Source organism: Reinekea marina (assembly GCF_030409715.1).
Classification (GTDB): domain Bacteria; phylum Pseudomonadota; class Gammaproteobacteria; order Pseudomonadales; family Natronospirillaceae; genus Reinekea; species Reinekea marina.
The window spans coordinates 2,178,589-2,195,261 of record NZ_JAUFQI010000001.1; the positions used below are offsets into that span (position 1 = coordinate 2,178,589).

Annotated in this window: 41 protein-coding genes and 1 pseudogene; 12 read left to right on the forward strand and 30 right to left on the reverse strand. The window is 40.6% G+C overall.

The window, feature by feature from the left end; translation table 11 throughout:
• Nucleotides 1–5 precede the first annotated feature (5 nt).
• Nucleotides 6–263 (reverse strand): hypothetical protein, encoded by a 258-nt coding sequence (locus QWZ13_RS11650; protein ID WP_290281926.1) that lies wholly within the window; start codon nucleotides 261–263, stop codon nucleotides 6–8.
• A gap of 23 nt (nucleotides 264–286) precedes the next feature.
• Here QWZ13_RS11650 and QWZ13_RS11655 point away from each other — a divergent pair, with 23 nt between their 5' ends.
• Nucleotides 287–499 carry a hypothetical protein gene (locus QWZ13_RS11655; RefSeq protein ID WP_290281927.1) on the forward strand — a complete coding sequence of 71 codons (213 nt, stop codon included), beginning with the start codon at nucleotides 287–289 and terminating at the stop codon, nucleotides 497–499.
• A 171-nt stretch (nucleotides 500–670) separates the two neighbouring features.
• On the opposite strand, the gene QWZ13_RS11660 is transcribed toward QWZ13_RS11655, so the two are convergent.
• The 9 genes from QWZ13_RS11660 to QWZ13_RS11700 all read right to left on the reverse strand — a co-directional run bounded on the left by QWZ13_RS11660 (nucleotide 671) and on the right by QWZ13_RS11700 (nucleotide 4,898).
• Complete coding sequence (locus tag QWZ13_RS11660; protein WP_290281928.1) at nucleotides 671–793, reverse strand: hypothetical protein; 123 nt, start codon at nucleotides 791–793, stop codon at nucleotides 671–673.
• A 360-nt stretch (nucleotides 794–1,153) separates the two neighbouring features.
• Nucleotides 1,154–1,411 (reverse strand): DUF7683 domain-containing protein, encoded by a 258-nt coding sequence (locus QWZ13_RS20015; RefSeq protein WP_435407039.1) that lies wholly within the window; start codon nucleotides 1,409–1,411, stop codon nucleotides 1,154–1,156.
• Nucleotides 1,412–1,522: 111 nt separating this feature from the next.
• A complete protein-coding gene (locus QWZ13_RS11670; RefSeq protein ID WP_290281914.1) occupies nucleotides 1,523–1,915 on the reverse strand; it encodes a hypothetical protein in 393 nt (130 codons plus the stop codon).
• A gap of 106 nt (nucleotides 1,916–2,021) precedes the next feature.
• Nucleotides 2,022–2,558: a GNAT family N-acetyltransferase gene (locus QWZ13_RS11675; protein ID WP_290283346.1), complete on the reverse strand. Its 537-nt coding sequence runs from the start codon at nucleotides 2,556–2,558 to the stop codon at nucleotides 2,022–2,024.
• A gap of 111 nt (nucleotides 2,559–2,669) precedes the next feature.
• Entirely contained in the window at nucleotides 2,670–3,047 is a 378-nt protein-coding gene (locus tag QWZ13_RS11680) for a DUF7674 family protein (RefSeq protein ID WP_290281929.1), read from the reverse strand.
• A gap of 53 nt (nucleotides 3,048–3,100) precedes the next feature.
• Nucleotides 3,101–3,688, reverse strand: a complete 588-nt coding sequence (locus tag QWZ13_RS11685) for a hypothetical protein (protein ID WP_290281930.1) — start codon at nucleotides 3,686–3,688, stop codon at nucleotides 3,101–3,103.
• 120 nt (nucleotides 3,689–3,808) lie between these two features.
• Nucleotides 3,809–4,012 carry a hypothetical protein gene (locus QWZ13_RS11690; protein ID WP_290281931.1) on the reverse strand — a complete coding sequence of 68 codons (204 nt, stop codon included), beginning with the start codon at nucleotides 4,010–4,012 and terminating at the stop codon, nucleotides 3,809–3,811.
• An 81-nt stretch (nucleotides 4,013–4,093) separates the two neighbouring features.
• On the reverse strand, nucleotides 4,094–4,552 hold the full coding sequence (locus QWZ13_RS11695) for an HAD hydrolase-like protein (protein WP_290281932.1): 459 nt from the start codon (nucleotides 4,550–4,552) through the stop codon (nucleotides 4,094–4,096).
• An 85-nt stretch (nucleotides 4,553–4,637) separates the two neighbouring features.
• Complete coding sequence (locus QWZ13_RS11700; protein WP_290281933.1) at nucleotides 4,638–4,898, reverse strand: hypothetical protein; 261 nt, start codon at nucleotides 4,896–4,898, stop codon at nucleotides 4,638–4,640.
• 36 nt (nucleotides 4,899–4,934) lie between these two features.
• Between QWZ13_RS11700 and QWZ13_RS11705 the strand changes: the two genes are divergently transcribed.
• Both QWZ13_RS11705 and QWZ13_RS11710 read left to right on the forward strand, forming a co-directional pair.
• Nucleotides 4,935–5,096, forward strand: coding sequence for a hypothetical protein (locus QWZ13_RS11705; protein WP_290281934.1), 162 nt, complete (start codon nucleotides 4,935–4,937; stop codon nucleotides 5,094–5,096).
• A gap of 11 nt (nucleotides 5,097–5,107) precedes the next feature.
• Nucleotides 5,108–5,305, forward strand: coding sequence for a hypothetical protein (locus QWZ13_RS11710; RefSeq protein ID WP_290281935.1), 198 nt, complete (start codon nucleotides 5,108–5,110; stop codon nucleotides 5,303–5,305).
• 108 nt (nucleotides 5,306–5,413) lie between these two features.
• Here QWZ13_RS11710 and QWZ13_RS11715 read toward each other — a convergent pair whose 3' ends face one another.
• Nucleotides 5,414–5,572 carry a hypothetical protein gene (locus QWZ13_RS11715; RefSeq protein ID WP_290281936.1) on the reverse strand — a complete coding sequence of 53 codons (159 nt, stop codon included), beginning with the start codon at nucleotides 5,570–5,572 and terminating at the stop codon, nucleotides 5,414–5,416.
• A gap of 197 nt (nucleotides 5,573–5,769) precedes the next feature.
• Entirely contained in the window at nucleotides 5,770–6,159 is a 390-nt protein-coding gene (locus QWZ13_RS11720) for a hypothetical protein (protein WP_290281938.1), read from the reverse strand.
• Between QWZ13_RS11720 and QWZ13_RS11725 the strand changes: the two genes are divergently transcribed.
• On the forward strand, nucleotides 6,144–6,284 hold the full coding sequence (locus QWZ13_RS11725) for a hypothetical protein (protein ID WP_290281939.1): 141 nt from the start codon (nucleotides 6,144–6,146) through the stop codon (nucleotides 6,282–6,284). The two genes, QWZ13_RS11720 and QWZ13_RS11725, sit on opposite strands and share 16 nt — an antisense overlap.
• On the opposite strand, the gene QWZ13_RS11730 is transcribed toward QWZ13_RS11725, so the two are convergent.
• The 3 genes from QWZ13_RS11730 to QWZ13_RS11740 all read right to left on the reverse strand — a co-directional run bounded on the left by QWZ13_RS11730 (nucleotide 6,265) and on the right by QWZ13_RS11740 (nucleotide 7,295).
• Nucleotides 6,265–6,768 (reverse strand): P-loop nucleotide/nucleoside kinase family protein, encoded by a 504-nt coding sequence (locus QWZ13_RS11730; protein WP_290281940.1) that lies wholly within the window; start codon nucleotides 6,766–6,768, stop codon nucleotides 6,265–6,267. The two genes, QWZ13_RS11725 and QWZ13_RS11730, sit on opposite strands and share 20 nt — an antisense overlap.
• Nucleotides 6,761–6,883 carry a hypothetical protein gene (locus tag QWZ13_RS11735; RefSeq protein ID WP_290281941.1) on the reverse strand — a complete coding sequence of 41 codons (123 nt, stop codon included), beginning with the start codon at nucleotides 6,881–6,883 and terminating at the stop codon, nucleotides 6,761–6,763. Before QWZ13_RS11735 ends, QWZ13_RS11730 begins: the two co-directional genes overlap by 8 nt.
• A gap of 268 nt (nucleotides 6,884–7,151) precedes the next feature.
• Entirely contained in the window at nucleotides 7,152–7,295 is a 144-nt protein-coding gene (locus tag QWZ13_RS11740) for a hypothetical protein (protein ID WP_290281942.1), read from the reverse strand.
• 223 nt (nucleotides 7,296–7,518) lie between these two features.
• On the opposite strand from QWZ13_RS11740, the gene QWZ13_RS11745 reads away from it, so the two are divergent.
• Nucleotides 7,519–7,680 carry a hypothetical protein gene (locus QWZ13_RS11745; RefSeq protein WP_290281943.1) on the forward strand — a complete coding sequence of 54 codons (162 nt, stop codon included), beginning with the start codon at nucleotides 7,519–7,521 and terminating at the stop codon, nucleotides 7,678–7,680.
• On the opposite strand, the gene QWZ13_RS11750 is transcribed toward QWZ13_RS11745, so the two are convergent.
• From QWZ13_RS11750 to QWZ13_RS11765, 5 genes are all read right to left on the reverse strand, one after another.
• Nucleotides 7,643–8,182, reverse strand: a complete 540-nt coding sequence (locus tag QWZ13_RS11750) for a hypothetical protein (RefSeq protein WP_290281944.1) — start codon at nucleotides 8,180–8,182, stop codon at nucleotides 7,643–7,645. The two genes, QWZ13_RS11745 and QWZ13_RS11750, sit on opposite strands and share 38 nt — an antisense overlap.
• Before the next feature lie 302 nt (nucleotides 8,183–8,484).
• A complete protein-coding gene (locus QWZ13_RS11755) occupies nucleotides 8,485–8,616 on the reverse strand; it encodes a hypothetical protein (protein WP_290281945.1) in 132 nt (43 codons plus the stop codon).
• On the reverse strand, nucleotides 8,579–8,938 hold the full coding sequence (locus QWZ13_RS19935) for an NIPSNAP family protein (protein ID WP_353958983.1): 360 nt from the start codon (nucleotides 8,936–8,938) through the stop codon (nucleotides 8,579–8,581). Before QWZ13_RS19935 ends, QWZ13_RS11755 begins: the two co-directional genes overlap by 38 nt.
• A 78-nt stretch (nucleotides 8,939–9,016) precedes the next feature.
• Nucleotides 9,017–10,209, reverse strand: a protein-coding gene (locus QWZ13_RS11760) for an IS3 family transposase (protein WP_290280507.1) whose coding sequence is annotated in 2 segments (ribosomal slippage) — nucleotides 9,017–9,912 and nucleotides 9,912–10,209 — 1,194 coding nt in all. Because the reading frame shifts where the segments join, the coding sequence is not laid out codon by codon here.
• Between the two features lie 86 nt (nucleotides 10,210–10,295).
• Nucleotides 10,296–10,721: a DUF7957 family protein gene (locus QWZ13_RS11765; protein WP_290281946.1), complete on the reverse strand. Its 426-nt coding sequence runs from the start codon at nucleotides 10,719–10,721 to the stop codon at nucleotides 10,296–10,298.
• A 216-nt stretch (nucleotides 10,722–10,937) separates the two neighbouring features.
• Here QWZ13_RS11765 and QWZ13_RS11770 point away from each other — a divergent pair, with 216 nt between their 5' ends.
• Nucleotides 10,938–11,078: a hypothetical protein gene (locus tag QWZ13_RS11770; RefSeq protein ID WP_290281947.1), complete on the forward strand. Its 141-nt coding sequence runs from the start codon at nucleotides 10,938–10,940 to the stop codon at nucleotides 11,076–11,078.
• On the opposite strand, the gene QWZ13_RS11775 is transcribed toward QWZ13_RS11770, so the two are convergent.
• The 4 genes from QWZ13_RS11775 to QWZ13_RS11790 form a co-directional block, all read right to left on the reverse strand.
• Nucleotides 11,075–11,554, reverse strand: a complete 480-nt coding sequence (locus tag QWZ13_RS11775; RefSeq protein WP_290281948.1) for a hypothetical protein — start codon at nucleotides 11,552–11,554, stop codon at nucleotides 11,075–11,077. The two genes, QWZ13_RS11770 and QWZ13_RS11775, sit on opposite strands and share 4 nt — an antisense overlap.
• Nucleotides 11,529–11,798 (reverse strand): hypothetical protein, encoded by a 270-nt coding sequence (locus QWZ13_RS11780; RefSeq protein ID WP_290281949.1) that lies wholly within the window; start codon nucleotides 11,796–11,798, stop codon nucleotides 11,529–11,531. Before QWZ13_RS11780 ends, QWZ13_RS11775 begins: the two co-directional genes overlap by 26 nt.
• 228 nt (nucleotides 11,799–12,026) lie before the next feature.
• Nucleotides 12,027–12,158 carry a hypothetical protein gene (locus tag QWZ13_RS11785; protein ID WP_290281950.1) on the reverse strand — a complete coding sequence of 44 codons (132 nt, stop codon included), beginning with the start codon at nucleotides 12,156–12,158 and terminating at the stop codon, nucleotides 12,027–12,029.
• Between the two features lie 195 nt (nucleotides 12,159–12,353).
• The gene (locus tag QWZ13_RS11790) at nucleotides 12,354–12,521 is read right to left on the reverse strand and encodes a hypothetical protein (protein WP_290281951.1); all 168 of its coding nucleotides are present in this window, start codon (nucleotides 12,519–12,521) and stop codon (nucleotides 12,354–12,356) included.
• A 20-nt stretch (nucleotides 12,522–12,541) separates the two neighbouring features.
• Between QWZ13_RS11790 and QWZ13_RS11795 the strand changes: the two genes are divergently transcribed.
• Together QWZ13_RS11795 and QWZ13_RS11800 are read left to right on the forward strand one after the other, a co-directional pair.
• A complete protein-coding gene (locus tag QWZ13_RS11795) occupies nucleotides 12,542–12,790 on the forward strand; it encodes a hypothetical protein (RefSeq protein WP_290281952.1) in 249 nt (82 codons plus the stop codon).
• Between the two features lie 178 nt (nucleotides 12,791–12,968).
• A complete protein-coding gene (locus tag QWZ13_RS11800) occupies nucleotides 12,969–13,169 on the forward strand; it encodes a hypothetical protein (RefSeq protein ID WP_290281953.1) in 201 nt (66 codons plus the stop codon).
• On the opposite strand, the gene QWZ13_RS11805 is transcribed toward QWZ13_RS11800, so the two are convergent.
• From QWZ13_RS11805 to QWZ13_RS11815, 3 genes are all read right to left on the reverse strand, one after another.
• On the reverse strand, nucleotides 13,141–13,530 hold the full coding sequence (locus QWZ13_RS11805; protein ID WP_290281954.1) for a hypothetical protein: 390 nt from the start codon (nucleotides 13,528–13,530) through the stop codon (nucleotides 13,141–13,143). The two genes, QWZ13_RS11800 and QWZ13_RS11805, sit on opposite strands and share 29 nt — an antisense overlap.
• 155 nt (nucleotides 13,531–13,685) lie before the next feature.
• Nucleotides 13,686–13,931: a hypothetical protein gene (locus QWZ13_RS11810; RefSeq protein ID WP_290281955.1), complete on the reverse strand. Its 246-nt coding sequence runs from the start codon at nucleotides 13,929–13,931 to the stop codon at nucleotides 13,686–13,688.
• Between the two features lie 71 nt (nucleotides 13,932–14,002).
• Nucleotides 14,003–14,137 (reverse strand): hypothetical protein, encoded by a 135-nt coding sequence (locus QWZ13_RS11815; RefSeq protein ID WP_290281956.1) that lies wholly within the window; start codon nucleotides 14,135–14,137, stop codon nucleotides 14,003–14,005.
• Between the two features lie 20 nt (nucleotides 14,138–14,157).
• Between QWZ13_RS11815 and QWZ13_RS11820 the strand changes: the two genes are divergently transcribed.
• On the forward strand, nucleotides 14,158–14,298 hold the full coding sequence (locus QWZ13_RS11820) for a hypothetical protein (RefSeq protein ID WP_290281957.1): 141 nt from the start codon (nucleotides 14,158–14,160) through the stop codon (nucleotides 14,296–14,298).
• A 10-nt stretch (nucleotides 14,299–14,308) separates the two neighbouring features.
• On the opposite strand, the gene QWZ13_RS11825 is transcribed toward QWZ13_RS11820, so the two are convergent.
• Nucleotides 14,309–14,659 (reverse strand): DUF5958 family protein, encoded by a 351-nt coding sequence (locus tag QWZ13_RS11825; protein ID WP_290283347.1) that lies wholly within the window; start codon nucleotides 14,657–14,659, stop codon nucleotides 14,309–14,311.
• Here QWZ13_RS11825 and QWZ13_RS11830 point away from each other — a divergent pair.
• Entirely contained in the window at nucleotides 14,592–14,780 is a 189-nt protein-coding gene (locus QWZ13_RS11830; RefSeq protein ID WP_290283445.1) for a hypothetical protein, read from the forward strand. The two genes, QWZ13_RS11825 and QWZ13_RS11830, sit on opposite strands and share 68 nt — an antisense overlap.
• Nucleotides 14,781–15,126: 346 nt before the next feature.
• Nucleotides 15,127–15,264 carry a hypothetical protein gene (locus QWZ13_RS11835; protein ID WP_290281958.1) on the forward strand — a complete coding sequence of 46 codons (138 nt, stop codon included), beginning with the start codon at nucleotides 15,127–15,129 and terminating at the stop codon, nucleotides 15,262–15,264.
• A 3-nt stretch (nucleotides 15,265–15,267) separates the two neighbouring features.
• Here the strand turns inward: QWZ13_RS11835 and QWZ13_RS11840 are convergent, their stop codons facing one another.
• Entirely contained in the window at nucleotides 15,268–15,426 is a 159-nt protein-coding gene (locus QWZ13_RS11840; RefSeq protein ID WP_290281959.1) for a hypothetical protein, read from the reverse strand.
• A gap of 27 nt (nucleotides 15,427–15,453) precedes the next feature.
• Between QWZ13_RS11840 and QWZ13_RS11845 the strand changes: the two are divergent.
• Nucleotides 15,454–16,377: pseudogene (locus QWZ13_RS11845) on the forward strand (integron integrase); the annotation flags it as partial.
• Between the two features lie 82 nt (nucleotides 16,378–16,459).
• Here the strand turns inward: QWZ13_RS11845 and QWZ13_RS11850 are convergent.
• Complete coding sequence (locus QWZ13_RS11850; protein WP_216001669.1) at nucleotides 16,460–16,669, reverse strand: cold-shock protein; 210 nt, start codon at nucleotides 16,667–16,669, stop codon at nucleotides 16,460–16,462.
• Between the last annotated feature and the right edge of the window lie 4 nt (nucleotides 16,670–16,673).

The window sequence follows — 16,673 nt, forward strand, 5'->3', positions numbered from 1 at the left end:
TTAATTCAAACAGATTGATATCGAAGGCAAATAGGGAGAATACACTTATCACTAAAAAGGAAGCGATAAACAAACCGTAAGATGCAATCAGCCACTTTAGATGCCAGGTTACTCCTTTCTGATTTCCCATACATTAAAACTCTAACGTTGTACACAGTGGCGAGCGTATGCGAGTCCAGTGCCGTAGGCACGATACTGCTGTACCTTGTTAATGTGCATTGACCACCACTGCCACTTTTTATAATTTTTAAAAGCTCAATCAACCAAAGCTTTTACGACGATTTCATTGCCTTTAATATGCCAGCCCCAAAACTTGGTGGCTAGCAATAGTTTTGCTTTTTTTCAGAAAGTATTGCTACTGAAATGTAAAATAAAGTATCAGTTAAGCCAGCTTAAAAAGGCATTCTCATTCTGCACAATAACGTTGTACACAGTGGCGAGCGTGAGCGAGTCCAGTGCCGTAGGCACGATACTGCTGTACCTTGTTAATGTGCATTGACCACCACTACTTTATTTTTAGATTACAAAAGCCTAAACACTAAGACTTTTGCCACGAATTAGTGCCTTTAATATGCCAGTGGCGCAGCGTTTAGGCCACTAGAAATTTATGCTATTCACAAGGAAAATGGCGCTAAATTAAAAGACAATTACTACATAGTGCCATTTAGTATTAAGTATCCCTCGTCTGCACAATAACGCAAAGCACTGCGGCGAACGACAGTGAGTCCAGTGCCGTAGGCACGATACAGCTGCGCCTTGTTACAAGTAGTGGCCTGTGGCTCTTAACTATCACGTGCCTACGTGCTTTTTAATTTATTGTTTTCCATCAGGCTCCGCTTTTGATGCAGTATTTTTGCTTGATGGCCTTTTAACTTGCCTGCCAGCTTAACGAGGCCGGCTACTCACTCTACCCTAGCTTGGGAGCGATGACTATTGCGTACAAGCTAGCCTGATAAAGTTGTGACCCGTTGCTCTAAAAACCATAAATTTATACGAGCAAAACTATATTTTGGTGCAGGATTCATTCAATAGTTTTAAATGCCCTTCCACCTGTAACGCCAAAATAACTGGCGAAATTGCGCGCCAGCGTGATTGAGTCCAGTGCGTACCGCGAAGCGGTGTTTACGCACGAAGTTCATTGCCTTGTTAAGTGTTACCCTTCCACAGCCTCAACAAAGTAGCTAAAACTATTAAAGTCCCAATTAATTGCTATCGAATCAGGAAGATACTGCTTCAAAAAAGGTAGGTTTGCCACACCGACTCCAAAGCAGTCATACATCAGATTCTCTTTAGGAACATCAAATTCTTTTTGAAATTCACCTAAGTTAAAGTTCACAAGCTTCACATCAAAAACTAACCTTTCGGTTTCGTTTGTAAAGCAAGTCAACGTACGAACCATTCTATAATTCATAAAAACACTTAACGCCGCAAGCAACTGCGGATGAAACGGAACTTGTTTTTATGCGAGTATTTTACCGCATAAAAACAAGTGGAGAGTAACACGTCAGATTGCCTTGCTTTGTTATACGTTTTCAAGTGAAAGCCTCACTCCTTGAGCCTTAAAGTTTAACTTACCTGCAAACTCTATTGTAAATATATATTCACCAAGAACAGTGAACTGAAAGTCTTCTATATGGCCAAAATCCTTTTCACCAGTGGCATCAACAGCTGGCTTGCACTCAGCTAAAGAACTGAACCCGTCCATGTCTTTAACTCCATCAAATATCAAGTATGCAGAAGCGAAGCAAGCCCATTCATTTTCTTTCGGCTCCGTATAGCCCTCGTGCTCTGGAAAGAGGTACGCATCGATTTTAATACGTAATTCTTCGCCTTTAAGTTCCCAGCCAAGAACAAAGGACTCCCAAAGGTCTATGTGTTCAAGACCGCTTATTTTATTAGCATCGTGATATAGCATGGTTTACGTATAACGCCAAGCTTAGCGGTGAGCGACGAAGGAGAGAATCCTAGGCCCACCGCAAAGCGGTGAATTTAGGGCCGTATTGCTACAGCGATTTGTTAGGCTAAATCATCCGACTAAGCACGAGACAGTTGTACTCGCGTCCATTTTCATGTTCTTTTTCAAAAGCGACTATTTTATTAAAGCCGCCGTTATACCAGAATCTAAAAGAATCCTTATTCTCTGCATAAACATTAAGTTGCAAGAGATTGAATCGATCGTATGTAGACAATAGATCAACGATGCTTCTTAGGATTTCAGTGCCATAGCCAAGGCCTTGTTTATTAGGCGAAAGAACTAACATAGGAATCCAGCATTGTTCATTGGCTGGCGCGTTTAGCTCTAACTGCAAATATCCAACTACATCCCCTTCTTTCTCGACGATTTTCCGCAAAATAAAAGCTTGGGGTGTAGATAGATCTTTTGGCTCTAAATCCTTATTAATTAAAGATTCATACTCGGAAAGGGGCCATTCTCTGAAAGTAGGATCAACATTCACTAAGTGAGAATTTGCAGAAAAGATATTTTTAGCTACTTGAGCTTCATTCAGTTTGAATGGCTCAAACAAAAGCCTCTCAGATTCCCACTTTTCTTTAAACATCGTAAAGTACTCTATGCCTAACGCCAAAATAACTGGCGAAATTGCGCGCCAGCGTGATTGAGTCCAGTGCGTATCGCGAAGCAATGTTTACGCACGAAGTTCATTGCCTTGTTAAAGCGGGTCACAATGATGAAAGCCTTGATAGTATGCCTTTAATTTTGCCGGCATTTCATTCCAATAAGGTGATGCCTTATTTGGAGCGACTTTCCAAAACAAATTTTCAACAAATGAGACATCAATGCAATCGCTTATTTCCTTTGAACCTATAGCGTCAGCTTTTCGAATAAACTCGAATAACTCTTTGTAATTACTGAACGGAACACTTGACTCCATCTCAGAATTTAGAGTGTTCGCTAAACTTTCAAACCAGCAATAGCATGTATCTAAGGAAACAGTATCCCAAATCCTAATATGTTCAATATCGGCCTTTTCAGTAATCTCTGAAAACCTACGCCTAAACTCGATGTAAAATTCTTCTACAGTATTCATAGCTTTAACGCTTACAGCACGTGCGAGTTCACGAGTCGCTGTGCCTGTGATTGTTATGAATTGTCGGTGTCGCCAAACAATTCAAGTATTTTTCTTTCTAGCAATGAGTGATTGCAAGTGGAAAGCAATGCATAAATTTCTGTCAGAAAGTGTATGTTTGTTGCCATTTGCTCGCGAACATCACTTTGAACTAATTCGTCAATTCTCTCCAAGTATCCTTTCAGATACGTATATTCATCTGTCGTATTGAGGCCAAGAGATTCATATTCCTTAATAATCGACCTTAATGAAATAGGCACTAACCTAATATGAGTATTGATTAATCCACTAAAAGTTTTTGTGACATCATCTACTTCTTTATCACTTCCGGAACTATATCCAGTGGAAAAGCCTAAAAGCGAAGTTAGGCTTTCTTGAAGCTCTTTTTGAGCATCATTTAACCTGTCCTGCTGGTTTTCATAATAATGTAATAGGTGCTCTTTGGCTTTGAAGGAATTTGCTCGCTTTAACTCTTCAATTTTTAGTTTACTTTGAATGCTAGTAACTTTATATGTGGCAAAAGAAGCAATGGCAGCTGGGCCTAATATCTTCGTTGCTTCAGTAAGAACATCAGCAATCAATCGAGCAATTTCAACTTCCATTCTGAGCTACCTAAAATGATTCATAACGCCCACCACACAGGCGAGCAACTTGTTGCGAGTCCAAGGCACGGAGTGCCTGATTGTGCTGGTTCTTGTTACTAGTCTGGGTTGCCTTCATATTTAACTTTGGAGCTCTATTTGTTTTGGTTTTAGCAGAGCTAATAGCATATAAAATACCCATGCGAACCAAGATACAAAGATCATAGCTAAAAGCCAAGCAAGTTTCTCTTTACCTGAAACCTTCTTCGAGAAAATGATACTGAGAAGTGGTATAAACCAAAAAATCAGCAAAAAATGACCTAAAAAAGTTAAGTTAATATTCATAGATTATCCTTATCTAATTATTACTAGTAACGTTTGTAGCAGTTGCGCGGGCTTTTTCGCGTCGACTGCCTGCATTTGTTACTAGGGAGCAAAGCACCCCAGAATTTCACCGAAGCTTGATATCTCAAAATTTGGTTTCCCAATTTCTTCAGAGGGTTCAACTGATGAAAACTTACCATTACGGAACCATATTGATGTTGCACCGCGCTCGTTTGCCCAAGCGATGCCCCGAATTACGTAATCATCTACAACAGCGACTTCTTCGGGTTGAAGATGGAATCGCACTAACATTTCATCTAATGCCGAATGTTTTAGCTCTGGCTTATCCACAAACCAGACACCTTCAAATAATTCCCAAACTCCAAGTTTTCTAAGTGCTGATATTCGGTTATCCACATCATCACACTTGGAGTATGAAATGATACTCAGAGAATAGTTATTACTAAGTTCTTTTAGCACAGCACTGACTTCGGGAAAGAAATCATTACGCTCCCTATCGAAAAGAGTACGCCCATAGTCAAAAGCAATTCGCTGTATCATATGTACCTAGTAACGATTAGCTAAGCGGCGAGCGGATGCGAGTCCTTAGCCCGCCGCGTAGCGGTGAATTTAGGGCTAAATTGCTTCAGCGCCTTGTTAACTTTACGAGTGCCTCATGGCCGCCAACTTCATCCACTAAATCATTTTTAAGGCGAACTATCTGGGCATTCAAACGTTTCATCTCATCAAAGCTTACATAGTCTCGTTGCTTATACGAATGTATTGCCGTTTCCGAATATAGTTCGCCCGATTTTTTATTTTCGAAAATCTGCACCATCATTGGATTATGAACTATCGTATTTCGCCTTTCTGCTAGCTCTATCGCTTCTTCGAGATAGCTCTTCAATTTAGCTTTACTCTTACCATTGAGTTGACTAACTACTTGCTTGGTTCTCTCTTTAAAATTATGCGAAGGATCATCATCTGGATAAAGTTGCTCATGAAGCAGGTAGCTTACATATTCAATTTCACAAAACTCAACGATAAAACTTCCTATTTCATCCTTCCATTCTTCGTTCAATCAGTGAGCTCCAAAGAAAGTTAACGCCCGCATAAATGGCGAGCAACTTGTTGCGAGTCCAGCGCGTACCGCGAAGCGGTGCCTTTAAACGCGCGATATTTCATGCGTTTGTTAGGCACTTTGAATTGCCTGAATTTCTTTTATCGCATTCGATATTTGGTCTTCGTCATATCTCAGTTCAATTTCCCATTTCACACTTGGTTTTCCAAGGAATGATGGACCTTCGAAGGTAAAATCAAATGTAATCTCTAAAGCACATTTCAGGACACCTCTATTCTCGATAAAGGAAACTTTCGATGTATCTGCGGGATTGTGAGCGTGCCCAAGATATACAGAACCATCTATGTAGCCGTTTTCAGGATTAATTGGAAATGAATAAGAATTCCCAATGAGTTCCTTCCAATCGTTACGAACAGGCAAATGGATAAAATCAAGTTCAACAGTAGTATCGACTTTTTCATTCTGAAATTTGAACGTTTCCAATGGAATACTAATACCAAAAAAAAGTGTTGGTTTTAGACCTATAAACTCGTTCTCAAAAACACTCGCACTCAGAAATCCGGATAGTGGCTTAACTTCCTTAAATGACTCTATATCCATATCTACTCCTTTTGCCTAACGCCCGCCACACAGGCGAGCAACTTGTTGCGAGTCCAAGGCACGGAGTGCCTGATTGTGCTGGCGCTTGTTAAGTGTGCTAGCTGGATACATTACGCCAACCTTCGAGCTCAGTTTTTCTAAAATGCGTAATCCAGAATTTATGTTCAGGATCAAAAGCAATGCCAAATTTGGGGCTGACTATGAAGCCTACCGTTTCAAAAATTTCACTATCGTATTTAGATAAGTGATCTTTAAGTAAGTGATACTGTACCGTTGCTCCATTTATCTCTATGCTTTCAAGATTGGCTGTAACTTCAACAAGCCTTCCTTCTTTATCTAGTCTGTAAACAGATTCACCATAGACCAGCTCATACCAACCTAGACTATTTGTACTTTCATCTTCCGGACTTCCCAACTCTTGAATTATTTCATCTTTTGAAGAGTTGAAAGAAATCTCGTTGACTGATTTAAATGGACAGAATTTCATTTCAATTACCACTTAACGCAAAGCTTAGCGGCGAGCGAATGCGAGTCCACAGCCCGCCGCGAAGCGGTGTATTTAGGGCTGTATTGCTACAGCGTTTTGTTACATTCAGTTTGATACATAACTGAGTGTTTCTTCTAGCAGTACAGATTTGCTTTGAATGGTATCTAAGATAAGCCTGCTCGAAATCAAGGGTGTGTATTTAGTAGATATTTCTACTACGTCAACCCAGCTCAATTCGTACCAACCTTTAATATTTCGTTTTCTTGATTCAATACGGCGCTTATGCTCAGCTTTGTCAGAGCAAATGCACTCGATTGCGATCAATTCTTTTGTAAGCAGATCAGGCCAAAGCTCGTTCACGCGATTTTTATCTGCGATGAAATCCACAATGACAGATGATTGCCGTTCAAGGTGCTCGTCAACTAAGTTTTTAAGCAAAGTATATCCAATACCATTCAGCAGCTCAGTTCGCAAAGCACCATGTTCAACGATTGAAGCCTCTAATTTGTCTTTTGAAAATAGAGGCAAACCAAGTGTTTTTGCTAATTCTTCTGCCAGTGTACTTTTCCCTGAACCAGGCAAACCACATATAAGAATCACCTTAGCCATCTAATTCCTTGAATGTAACGCAAAGCACTGCGGCGAACGACAGTGAGTCCAGTGCCGTAGGCACGATGCAGCTGCGCCTTGTTACAAGTAGTGGCTTGTGGCTCTTAACTATCACGTGCCAACGTGCTTAATTATTTATTGTTTTCCATCAAGCTCTGCCTTTGGTGCGCAAGTTTAGCTTGATGACCTTTATACTTGCTTGCCAGCTTAACTAGGCTTGCTAATCACTCTACCCTAGCTTGGGAGCGATGACTATTGCGTACAAGCTAGCCTGTTAAAGTTGTGAACCGTTGCTCTAAAAACCATAAATTTATACGAGCAAAACTATATTTTGGTGCAGGATTCATTCAATAGTTTTAAATGCCCTTCCACCTGTAACGTTCCTAAACTACGGCGAAATCGCGCGTAGCGTGATTGAGTCCAAGCCCAGTTTGCGCAGCAAACGTCTTTGGGCTGAGTAGCTTTGGTTTGTTATGTGTTTTTTCGCACATAGGCGGAAACAAGCCTCTTTCGAATATAGGAGCCAATAAAACCTGAAACTACATACACTCCAAATAGTTGTATAGCGTTAATTCCAGTAGGATTAAGCGAAACCCAATATAAATAAAACCCACTGATAGACACTAAAAAAACAAGAATTGGAAATGCTATGACTACGCGCCAGATGGAAAATCCTTCTTTATATAATTTCCTATATATAGGCCATAGTCTCTTTATTTTAATAAGCTCATTCTTTTCAGCCTCTGAGGATTGAGCCATTCCAATTATGAGGCCAATAAATATTGCTCCAATCACCTGAAGTATTATCATCACGGATTACACATAACGCTTACAGCAGTTGCGCGTGTTTTTCCGCGTCGACTGCCTGTGATTGTTAATTTTCATACTCAACCCTTAATGTTGAGCATATAGAAAGAGCAGTATTGATTGCTCCACTTATTCGACTTCGCTCGTCGTCCTCATACAAAGTGACATTTCCAGATTCAAAGAGTAGAAAATTTGCCATGTTCAATAACGAAACAAATATACCCGGAAGTCCAGAAACTTCGAGAGACCAGCCCTGCGGCATAAAATGTATGAAATTATTTCGAAGCTCAAGAAGTTTTGTAACGGCACGATCTCGCTCTTCGTCTTCAGGCAACACCTTGCTGCACGTTAGGAAATGCATATATTCAGTGGACTTAACCTTCTTATACAAATTAGGAAAATTATCCATTTTAACTTTGGGCCAGGGTTTGTTCTCTCTATGTGCTTTTAAACATTTTTCCGCAAGTTTATCAGGCATTATACGAAAGTCATTACCTGCTCTTAGCGCCAAGACCATCGAACCTTGCAAAGAATTATGAAGCGCTATTACGGCCCATTTCCAGTATTCGATATCGGTATTAACCTTGGATACGGACTCACATACCATATTTAGAGAGGAAATTAGTTCATTTCTCTCATCCGTTCGAAGCCATTTACCCATACATTTCCCTGAAAATTAACGTTGTACACAGTGGCGAGCGTATGCGAGTCCAGTGCCGTAGGCACGATACTGCTGTACCTTGTTAATGTGCATTGACCACCACTGCCTTTATTTTTAGATTACAAAAGCCAAAATACTATGACTTTTGCCAAAAATTAGTGCCTTTAATATGCCAGTGGCGCAGCGTTTAGGCCACTAGAAATTTAAGCTATTCGCGAGGAAGCTGGTGCTAAATTAAAAGACAATTACTACATAGTGCCATTTAGTATTAAATATCCCTCGTCTGCACAATAACGCTTACAGCATTGGCGCGGTTTTTTTCGCGTCCATTGCCTGTTATTGTTAGTTGAGTGTTGGCACAGTCGAGTAAATTTCTTCATTTCTTACTTCAAGAAACCAGTCACGATGCACAATATCTCTACCACCCTTTGATTTATACCAATCTGCGATGCGTTGAACGTGCGTTTCGTCTGAACGAATATTAGCTTCTATTCTCTCATATTCGTCTTTACTGTCATATTCCCATATTGCGAATACTTCAACTCGATTTTCATCTAAAGGGAGCATCCATCTGCCTACAATTCTGGTACCGTGCTTCAGTTGATTAGGAAGATTTACTTCATTAAACAGCTTATTAAATTCGTCTAAATACTGATTAGCGACTATGTAATATTTTCTACGGTAAAACAATAGATACTCCAATTCCTACAACTAACGCTTGCAGCAGTTGCGCGTGCTTTTTCGCGTGATCTTCCCCCGATAAAATGGACACCTCGGGATTCACGCTGCCATTTGTTCATAATTAATTGGTGACATATACCCAATACCTGAGTGTAACCTCACCGTATTGTAAAATTTATTTATATACCTGCTAAGCTCAGATCGCAACTCTTCTATTCCTTTAAAATAGGTTTGCCGGATTAACTCACCTTTTAAGGAATGGTAAAACGATTCCATGAACGCATTGTCTGTACAATGTCCTGGTCGATTGACACTGTGATGCATACCATATTTTACCAATTCAGATTGAAAGACCGAGCCCGTAAATTCAACACCTCTATCGGTGTGAAAAATAACATTTTTTGGGTTTCGCCCTTTTTTAATGACATACCTTAAAGCGGTTGTCGTTAACTCCGTTGTTCTAGAATAGGATAATGACCAACCCAATATCCGGCGCGAGTATTGATCCATGATCGTTGCTAAATACGTCCACTTTCCTTGTAATTTAATATAGGTTACATCGGCGACCCAAACTTGATCCGGTGCCGTTGCAGCGTCGCGCGCTAATAATCGATTTTCACCTTTCGCTATGAAGCGTTTAAGTCCTGGCATTCGCCGCGTTACTTTGGTGACCCTGGCTTTGAGCCCTGCTTCACGCATTAGCCGCTCGACACGCTTCTTAGCGATGCGGTAACCGCTCTGACGCAGGGATTCATAGACTCTAGGACTGCCATATCGTCCGTGACTGTCGTCAAATATCTTCGTGATCTGTTTTAACAATTGCTGATCGGACAATGCCCGATCTGTTGTCCCTCGCTGACGCCATGCATAGTAGCCGCTGGGCGATACCTGCATCCAACGACAAAGGTTACGTACCCCTATTTCTTTTCCGTATCTGTGGATGAACCCAAATCGTTCTGATGTTGATCCGCCAGATACTGTTGCCACTTTTTTAGAAGGTCATTTTCCCTCTTTAATCTATCGATTTCTTTTTTTAACTGAGCGTTCTCAGTTATTTGCTTCGCCGATTTCACTTTGCGTTTCTTTGACAAACCTACTCGCCTTTTTCCATCACCTTGAAGATGGCCTTCTCGATACTCTTTGCGCCAACGGGACAACATAAATGGATGAATACCCAAGCCTTCCGCAACCTGAGAACTTTTAATATCAGGTTGATAGCTCATTTTAACAGCTCGAACTTTAAACTCTGTTGAATACTGCCACGTTTTACGTGGATTATTATACTTTGGCAAAATTACCTCCAGATGCGTTATCTAGAGGTGTCCACTAAAACGGGGGAAGTTCAGCGTCGACTGCCTGTGATTGTTAGGTGGGAAATTTACCATGGGCGCCTACCTTTATTTATTGGTATCACATCACCATTTTTTATATTTACGATGAAATCTAGACCAACCCAGTTACCAGCAATTAATTGACCATCCTCAACATGCATATCCATATAAGCCTTATCTTCTGTCGCTCCACCAGCTGGACACTCCTGTATTATCCAAACAAGACTCCCATCAGCTTTATGAGCCTCAATATTTCTGTTTAATTTTTCGCGAGGATAATCTACGAGAGCTTCATCGGAAGGATACCGTCTAATAATCTCGAGGCCTTCAATTTCAATCCTCTGTTTGATTTCAGCTACTTCCATATTGCACCTAACGCAAAGCACTGCGGCGAACGACAGTGAGTCCAGTGCCGTAGGCACGATGCAGCTGCGCCTTGTTACAAGTAGTGGCCTGTGGCTCTTAACTATCACGTGCCTACGTGCTTTATTATTTATTGTTTTTCACCAAACTTCGCTTTTGAAGCGGCATTTAAGCTTGATGTCCTTTAAAATTGGCTGCCAGCTTAACGAGGCTGGCTATTCACTTTTCCCTAGCTTGGGAGCGATGACTATTGCGTACAAGCTAGCCTGTTAAATTTGTGAACCGTTGCACCTAAAACCACAAATTAATACGGGCAAAACTATATTTTGGTGCAGACTACACTCAATAGTCTTAAATACTTTTCCACCTGTAACGTTGCTCACAGCCGCGAGCGGCAGCGAGTCGAAGGCCCGCCCGCAGCAACGCGGAGGGGGTATTTAGGGCCTGTGGTTGCTGGGCCTTGTTAATTTTGTAACCCCTGAATCTCAAATTGCTTCCTACTGTATGCTATGGAGAAATATACCACAGAAACAACTAGTGGCCAGCCCGTAACTACTCTAACAATTGAGTAGGCTGTTTCAGAGTAATCTCCCAGTAGAAACAATGCCGCTTTGACCAAATAGGCAATAGCCCAAACAATAGATATGGTTTTGAATATACTTATATAGGTACTGCCATGCTCGTTTCTGACGTCTTTCAAGGGTGGAGCAAAGGCTTCAGCGAGCAACATTGGTATAGGTTTATTAAGAACCATAAATGCGATAAGGATGATGGATGATTGGACTGCATATACCTGAGCTTGAATAGAAAGCGCGTCACTCAGATAGCTTTTGGGCACTATGAGCGTAATTGCTATGTCTATTACTCCAAACAATAGAAACAAGTAAGCGAAGTTACCCAGAACTCTAAACTTTAAATCAATTAATAGGCAATAAACTGCCAAGATTATTGTTGCTACCCAAAGTCCCAACTGAGCGGTTAGAAATGGATAAGCAATTCCAGGGATAATTACCGTTGCAATAGCAGTATTGCTGAGCATTGAATTCAAAAGAATTTTCAGGTTTTCCATAACCTACCTTTTTAAAATTAACGCAAAGCACTGCGGCGAACGACAGTGAGTCCAGTGCCGTAGGCACGATGCAGCTGCGCCTTGTTACAAGTAGTGGCCTGTAGCTCATAACTATCACGTGCCAACGTGCTTAATTATTTATTGTTTTCCATCAAACTCCGCCTTTGGTGCGGAAGTTTAGCTTGATGACCTTTATACTTGGTTGCCAGCTTAACTAGGCTGGCTAATCACTCTACCCTAGCTTGGGAGCGATGACTATTGCGTACAAGCTAGCCTGTTAAAGTTGTGACCCGTTGCTCTAAAAACCATAAATTTATACGAGCAAAACTATATTTTGGTGCAGGATTCATTCAATAGTTTTAAATGCCCTTCCACCTGTAACGCAAAGCACTGCGGCGAACGACAGTGAGTCCAGTGCCGTAGGCACGATGCAGCTGCGCCTTGTTACAAGTAGTGGCTTGTGGCTCTTAACTATCACGTGCCCACGTGCTTTTTAATTTATTGTTTTCCATCAAGCTCCGCTTTTGGTGCAGTATTTCAGCTTGATGGCCTTTAAATTTGGTTGCCAGCTTAACGAGGCTGGCTATTCACTCTACCCTAGCTTGGGAGCGATGACTATTGCGTACAAGCTAGCCGGTTAAATTTGTGCACCGATGCACTAAAAACCACAAGTTTATACGAGCAAAGCTAAATTTAGGTACAGACTACATTCAATCGTTTCAAATGGTTTTCTACCTGTAACGTCCGCATTTGCGGTTGGTTTGGAGCGCAGCGGAAAACCAATCCGACAACATGCGCTTGTTAAATTGCAATTACTGCTGACTTTAGAGCAACGAAACAATAAGTGAACCAATTGAAGCTATGGATGCTGCTGTTGGCAAAGACTTAATCAGTGCGCTTATAACAACCTTACTTGGACGTTCATTTTTACACTGCTCTTCTATTGCTCCAACGACCTCTATTGCTTCAGATTTATCTTCGGTCGATAATTCAAGGCGGTTTATTTCAGTCTTTAAAGCCTCAACACTTTCAACTAATTCATTATTTATATTTACAACGTTATTAGAGTTATCCGTTGAATTATTATTTACGCGAGAATTATTACCATGAAAATTATAAGTTATATTCTTAATTTCGGATTCAGCTTCAGGAATTCCTAGTTTCTTATAAGAAATCTTGTACCCAGAAGATATTCCACTCATGCCTTGATAAAATCCCGGATCTATAATTTTAAATGTTTCTTCAAGACCGCTAGGAAGTTTACGGACTAAAAGGTCACCCGATTCAATTGCTACATCATAACTCTCAGTTACTATTAAATTCGGAGTTACAGCTGCCTTTATACCTTCTACGACTTCACCACTTTGTTTTCGTAACAATAATTGATCATTCATCATGTCTGAAAATGACATACATTACCTCCTTGAAATTTAACGCCCCTATTCAACGGCGAGGAGCTTTTACCGAGTCCGTTGCAATGGTTTGTTAAGTTTTAGTAGCGACCAATGCAATATATTAAACACTCCGCAACCCATAAATAATGCTATGGCTCCCGCCCCAATTAGAAACGGCCAAAACAAAATATACATATGCGATGCCCCCTCATAAAAATCGGGACGTTCGCGAATAAATATTAAGTAGAGCCAAACGGCTAAACTACCTAATAGAACTAAGTCTGAAGCAGCCCTATAAACGTTAATTCTTAATATCGTGAAGCTAGTTTGATAGGATGCAAAGAATGCCATAAAAGCAGGTAGTGCCGTAAGAACTCCGAAGATTATTACAGCAAATACAGCATTTAGACTGATCCCAGCTTCATAAGTGTCAAGAGCAGCATTAAGGCTCCCCATTAGTCCTAGAAAAAACATAAGCTTAAAGCGAATATCCAACTCCTTTTAAAAAACTTAACGCCAAGCGCAGGGGCGAGTGACTGATAGGGAACGAGTCCCAAGCCCGCCGCGCAGCAGTTTTTTGGCGAGCTTCATTGCTGCCGCACCTTGTTAAACTAAACGGTTACCAAGTGCCACCGCGACTCATCGAATTCCCTAATCTTTAATTCAATTTCTTTGTTTAAGGATTCAATCGTAAGAGCATGAGTAATGCCGTTAGGTATTTTTAGCCAAACTGAATTGTTAGGTTCAACTTCAATTTCGGCTTTAACTTGGCAGTTTTGAGATAAACGCTCTTCGCACAATAGAATTCCATTTAGTTCATTTAATCTAATTCGATTAACTGTACTTAAGTTCTTCAATTCAATAATTCTATACCTTCTGATGTCATACGCTAAACGGGATTCTCTATTAATTTGAGGAAATATAGGAACTAGAACCCCGATAAATCTGGACCGACTTCTATATGGGCTAGAACACATTTCGACAGATATAGAGTCAGAAGTTCTAAAACACCAGATGCTATGAAAATCGTCATACGATTTTGAAGCTGAATTCTCAATTTCAAAATGATAGTTATTTGCCGAAATGGTACATCCAGTAAAAAGTATCAATGTGAAGATAAAGGCTAGGTATTTCATAAGTTTAACGTTCCTAAACTACGGCGAAATCGCGCGCAGCGTGATTGAGTCCAAGGCCAGCCACGAAGTTGCGTTTTGGCCTGAGTAGCTTTGGCTTGTTATAAGCCTGAAATCTGGTGCCATTCATGATCACACCCGTCTATGCATTGTGTCTTTCTTCGTCGCTCATCTGCAACGGAGAAAACAGATAAAAGCAGTTTGAAAGAACGTTCCTGATCAAGACCATTCATTCTTAGAACTTTTTGACGCACCTCGCTAAATGGCTTCTTGCGAATAAGAACGCAAGGCGAATAGGTTTCTTTCAAATTCGATTTAATCAAACCCTCCTCAATATCTTTGACTGTAGGGTGGGATTGATAAATACAGTAATCCAAGCTCTTCATGATTTCGTTTTTCTTGGCATCAGAGGAATTCGAAAACCACTCAAAACCGTCTTTAAGCGGAATCAACTCTTGTGCTAGCTTATTAATCGTAAGTTCAATTTCTCTCATAAAAGCTTATAACGTTGTACACAGTGGCGAGCGTATGCGAGTCCAGTGCCGTGGGCACGATACTGCTGTACCTTGTTAATGTGCATTGACCACCATTGCCTTTATTTTTAGATTACAAAAGCCTAAATATTATGACTTTTGCTACAAATTATTGCCTTAAATATGCCAGTGGAAAAACCTTTAAGCCACTGGAAATTTAATCTATTTACGAGGAAATGGTGCTAAATTAAATGACAATTACTACATAGTGCCATTTAATATTAAATATCCCTCGTCTGCACAATAACAGTTTATTCTTCCGCACTTGCGGCTTTTATAAGGAGCGGTTAAATCTTGTATGAAATTCACTCGCCACTCCTACACGTCGTTCATAATGTATATTAACAGCTTACCTGTCAATTTGAATATCCAGAAGATTCCTGCAGGTGCATCAGTATTCCTGTATATACCGTACTGATAGCCCTTTAAAAACGTACGCTCTTCGATTATGGCTTCGTGACCCTCTATTTATATATCTCAATATTCTAGGTGGTTTTACCGCGCTTTCGTTGTATTTCAAATAAACACTATAAATTACCGCACACCTGCCCGTTTATGTGATGCAAATCGTATATTTTTCGCCCTAACCTCACTACTGTATATGCATACAGAACACATTGTAATAAGGAAATTACACTATGCCTAAAAACAAGGTTATCGATACTCGCGTCTACATAAATGAACATTAAAATAAATTTACTGATCAATTATGCCGGTTTATCCGCTCTAAGGGGCTTTCGTATAGCACTGAAAAAACCTACATGATTTGGATTCGGCGATTTATTCGCTTTTGTGAGTACAAATCTCCAAAGGAAATTCAAACGAGCGATATTGAGCGCTTTTTAAACCACCTATCTCAAGATCGCTTTTGCTCTCCCAACACCCAGGCTACGGCGTTGAACGCCTTAATTTTTATGTTTCGTGAATTTTTGGGTATTAGTACTGAGGGGCTAAACTTCATTCTTGCGCGCCGCAAGCCAAAGGTACCCACAGTACTGTCTCGTGAAGAGGCTCAATTGGTTATTCAACAACTCTCGGGCAATAAAAAGCTAATTGTGCAGCTACTTTACGGTAGCGGGCTTCGCATCAGTGAGGCAATCCGCTTACGAGTTAAGGATGTAGACTTTAATAACAAAGGTCTTTTTATAATGGAAGCAAAAGGCGATAAATCTCGTAGAACCCTGCTACCAACGGCTCTAGTAGAGCCTTTAAAAATGCAAATTGAGTTTGTTCGCAATACATTAGAGGCCGATAAAGCCTTAGGTAAGGCGGGAGTCTTTATGCCCGATGCCCTTGCTAAAAAATGGCCAAAGGCTGAACTTGAACTGGGCTGGCAATATGTGTTTCCTGCAAATGATTATTCGATAGATCCGCGAAGCGATAAAGAGCGCAGGCATCATGTCTCGCCTGATCAAATTCAACGAGCGGTTAAGCAGGCTAAGGGTAAAGCTGGCATCAACAAGAAGGTTTCTTGTCATACATTCAGGCATTCTTTTGCAACAGAATTGTTGCGCCAAGGTACCGATTTAAGGAATATTCAGGAAATATTAGGCCACTCGTCTATAGAGACCACTCAAATATATACCCATGTGGTTGGCTTACATGAACGCGGAATGGTTAGCCCTGTAGATATTTAACAAATTAACATTTAACAAGCTGAAAAGTTTACAGGCACAAAAAAGGCCGCCAATTGGCAGCCTTTCTTCAACAAAATAGCAATTAGATTGCTACGATGTTCTCAGCTTGAGGGCCTTTTTGGCCTTGAGTTACAACGAACTCAACTTTTTGGCCTTCAGCCAAAGTCTTGAAGCCAGAACCTTCAATTGCAGAGAAATGTGCGAAAACGTCTGGGCCAGACTCTTGCTCGATGAAGCCAAAGCCTTTAGTTTCGTTGAACCATTTAACGGTACCAGTAGTTTTGTTAGACATGATA

What these genes read in the sequence shown, in the direction of transcription:
- QWZ13_RS11795 (WP_290281952.1), top strand. Translation starts at nt 12,542, where the DNA reads ATGGATGCTGCTGTTGGCAAAGACTTAATCAGTGCGCTTATAACAACC.
- QWZ13_RS11670 (WP_290281914.1), bottom strand. Translation starts at nt 1,915, where the DNA reads ATGCTATATCACGATGCTAATAAAATAAGCGGTCTTGAACACATAGAC.
- QWZ13_RS11680 (WP_290281929.1), bottom strand. Translation starts at nt 3,047, where the DNA reads ATGAATACTGTAGAAGAATTTTACATCGAGTTTAGGCGTAGGTTTTCA.
- QWZ13_RS11820 (WP_290281957.1), top strand. Translation starts at nt 14,158, where the DNA reads ATGGTACATCCAGTAAAAAGTATCAATGTGAAGATAAAGGCTAGGTAT.
- QWZ13_RS11850 (WP_216001669.1), bottom strand. Translation starts at nt 16,669, where the DNA reads ATGTCTAACAAAACTACTGGTACCGTTAAATGGTTCAACGAAACTAAA.
- QWZ13_RS11830 (WP_290283445.1), top strand. Translation starts at nt 14,592, where the DNA reads ATGATTTCGTTTTTCTTGGCATCAGAGGAATTCGAAAACCACTCAAAA.
- QWZ13_RS20015 (WP_435407039.1), bottom strand. Translation starts at nt 1,411, where the DNA reads ATGAATTATAGAATGGTTCGTACGTTGACTTGCTTTACAAACGAAACC.
- QWZ13_RS11755 (WP_290281945.1), bottom strand. Translation starts at nt 8,616, where the DNA reads ATGAAGAAATTTACTCGACTGTGCCAACACTCAACTAACAATAACAGG.
- QWZ13_RS11750 (WP_290281944.1), bottom strand. Translation starts at nt 8,182, where the DNA reads ATGGTATGTGAGTCCGTATCCAAGGTTAATACCGATATCGAATACTGG.
- QWZ13_RS11840 (WP_290281959.1), bottom strand. Translation starts at nt 15,426, where the DNA reads ATGTTCATTTATGTAGACGCGAGTATCGATAACCTTGTTTTTAGGCAT.
- QWZ13_RS11675 (WP_290283346.1), bottom strand. Translation starts at nt 2,558, where the DNA reads ATGTTTAAAGAAAAGTGGGAATCTGAGAGGCTTTTGTTTGAGCCATTC.
- QWZ13_RS11730 (WP_290281940.1), bottom strand. Translation starts at nt 6,768, where the DNA reads ATGGCTAAGGTGATTCTTATATGTGGTTTGCCTGGTTCAGGGAAAAGT.
- QWZ13_RS11805 (WP_290281954.1), bottom strand. Translation starts at nt 13,530, where the DNA reads ATGGGGAGCCTTAATGCTGCTCTTGACACTTATGAAGCTGGGATCAGT.
- QWZ13_RS11685 (WP_290281930.1), bottom strand. Translation starts at nt 3,688, where the DNA reads ATGGAAGTTGAAATTGCTCGATTGATTGCTGATGTTCTTACTGAAGCA.
- QWZ13_RS11695 (WP_290281932.1), bottom strand. Translation starts at nt 4,552, where the DNA reads ATGATACAGCGAATTGCTTTTGACTATGGGCGTACTCTTTTCGATAGG.
- QWZ13_RS11690 (WP_290281931.1), bottom strand. Translation starts at nt 4,012, where the DNA reads ATGAATATTAACTTAACTTTTTTAGGTCATTTTTTGCTGATTTTTTGG.
- QWZ13_RS11710 (WP_290281935.1), top strand. Translation starts at nt 5,108, where the DNA reads ATGGCGAGCAACTTGTTGCGAGTCCAGCGCGTACCGCGAAGCGGTGCC.
- QWZ13_RS11720 (WP_290281938.1), bottom strand. Translation starts at nt 6,159, where the DNA reads ATGAAATTCTGTCCATTTAAATCAGTCAACGAGATTTCTTTCAACTCT.
- QWZ13_RS11725 (WP_290281939.1), top strand. Translation starts at nt 6,144, where the DNA reads ATGGACAGAATTTCATTTCAATTACCACTTAACGCAAAGCTTAGCGGC.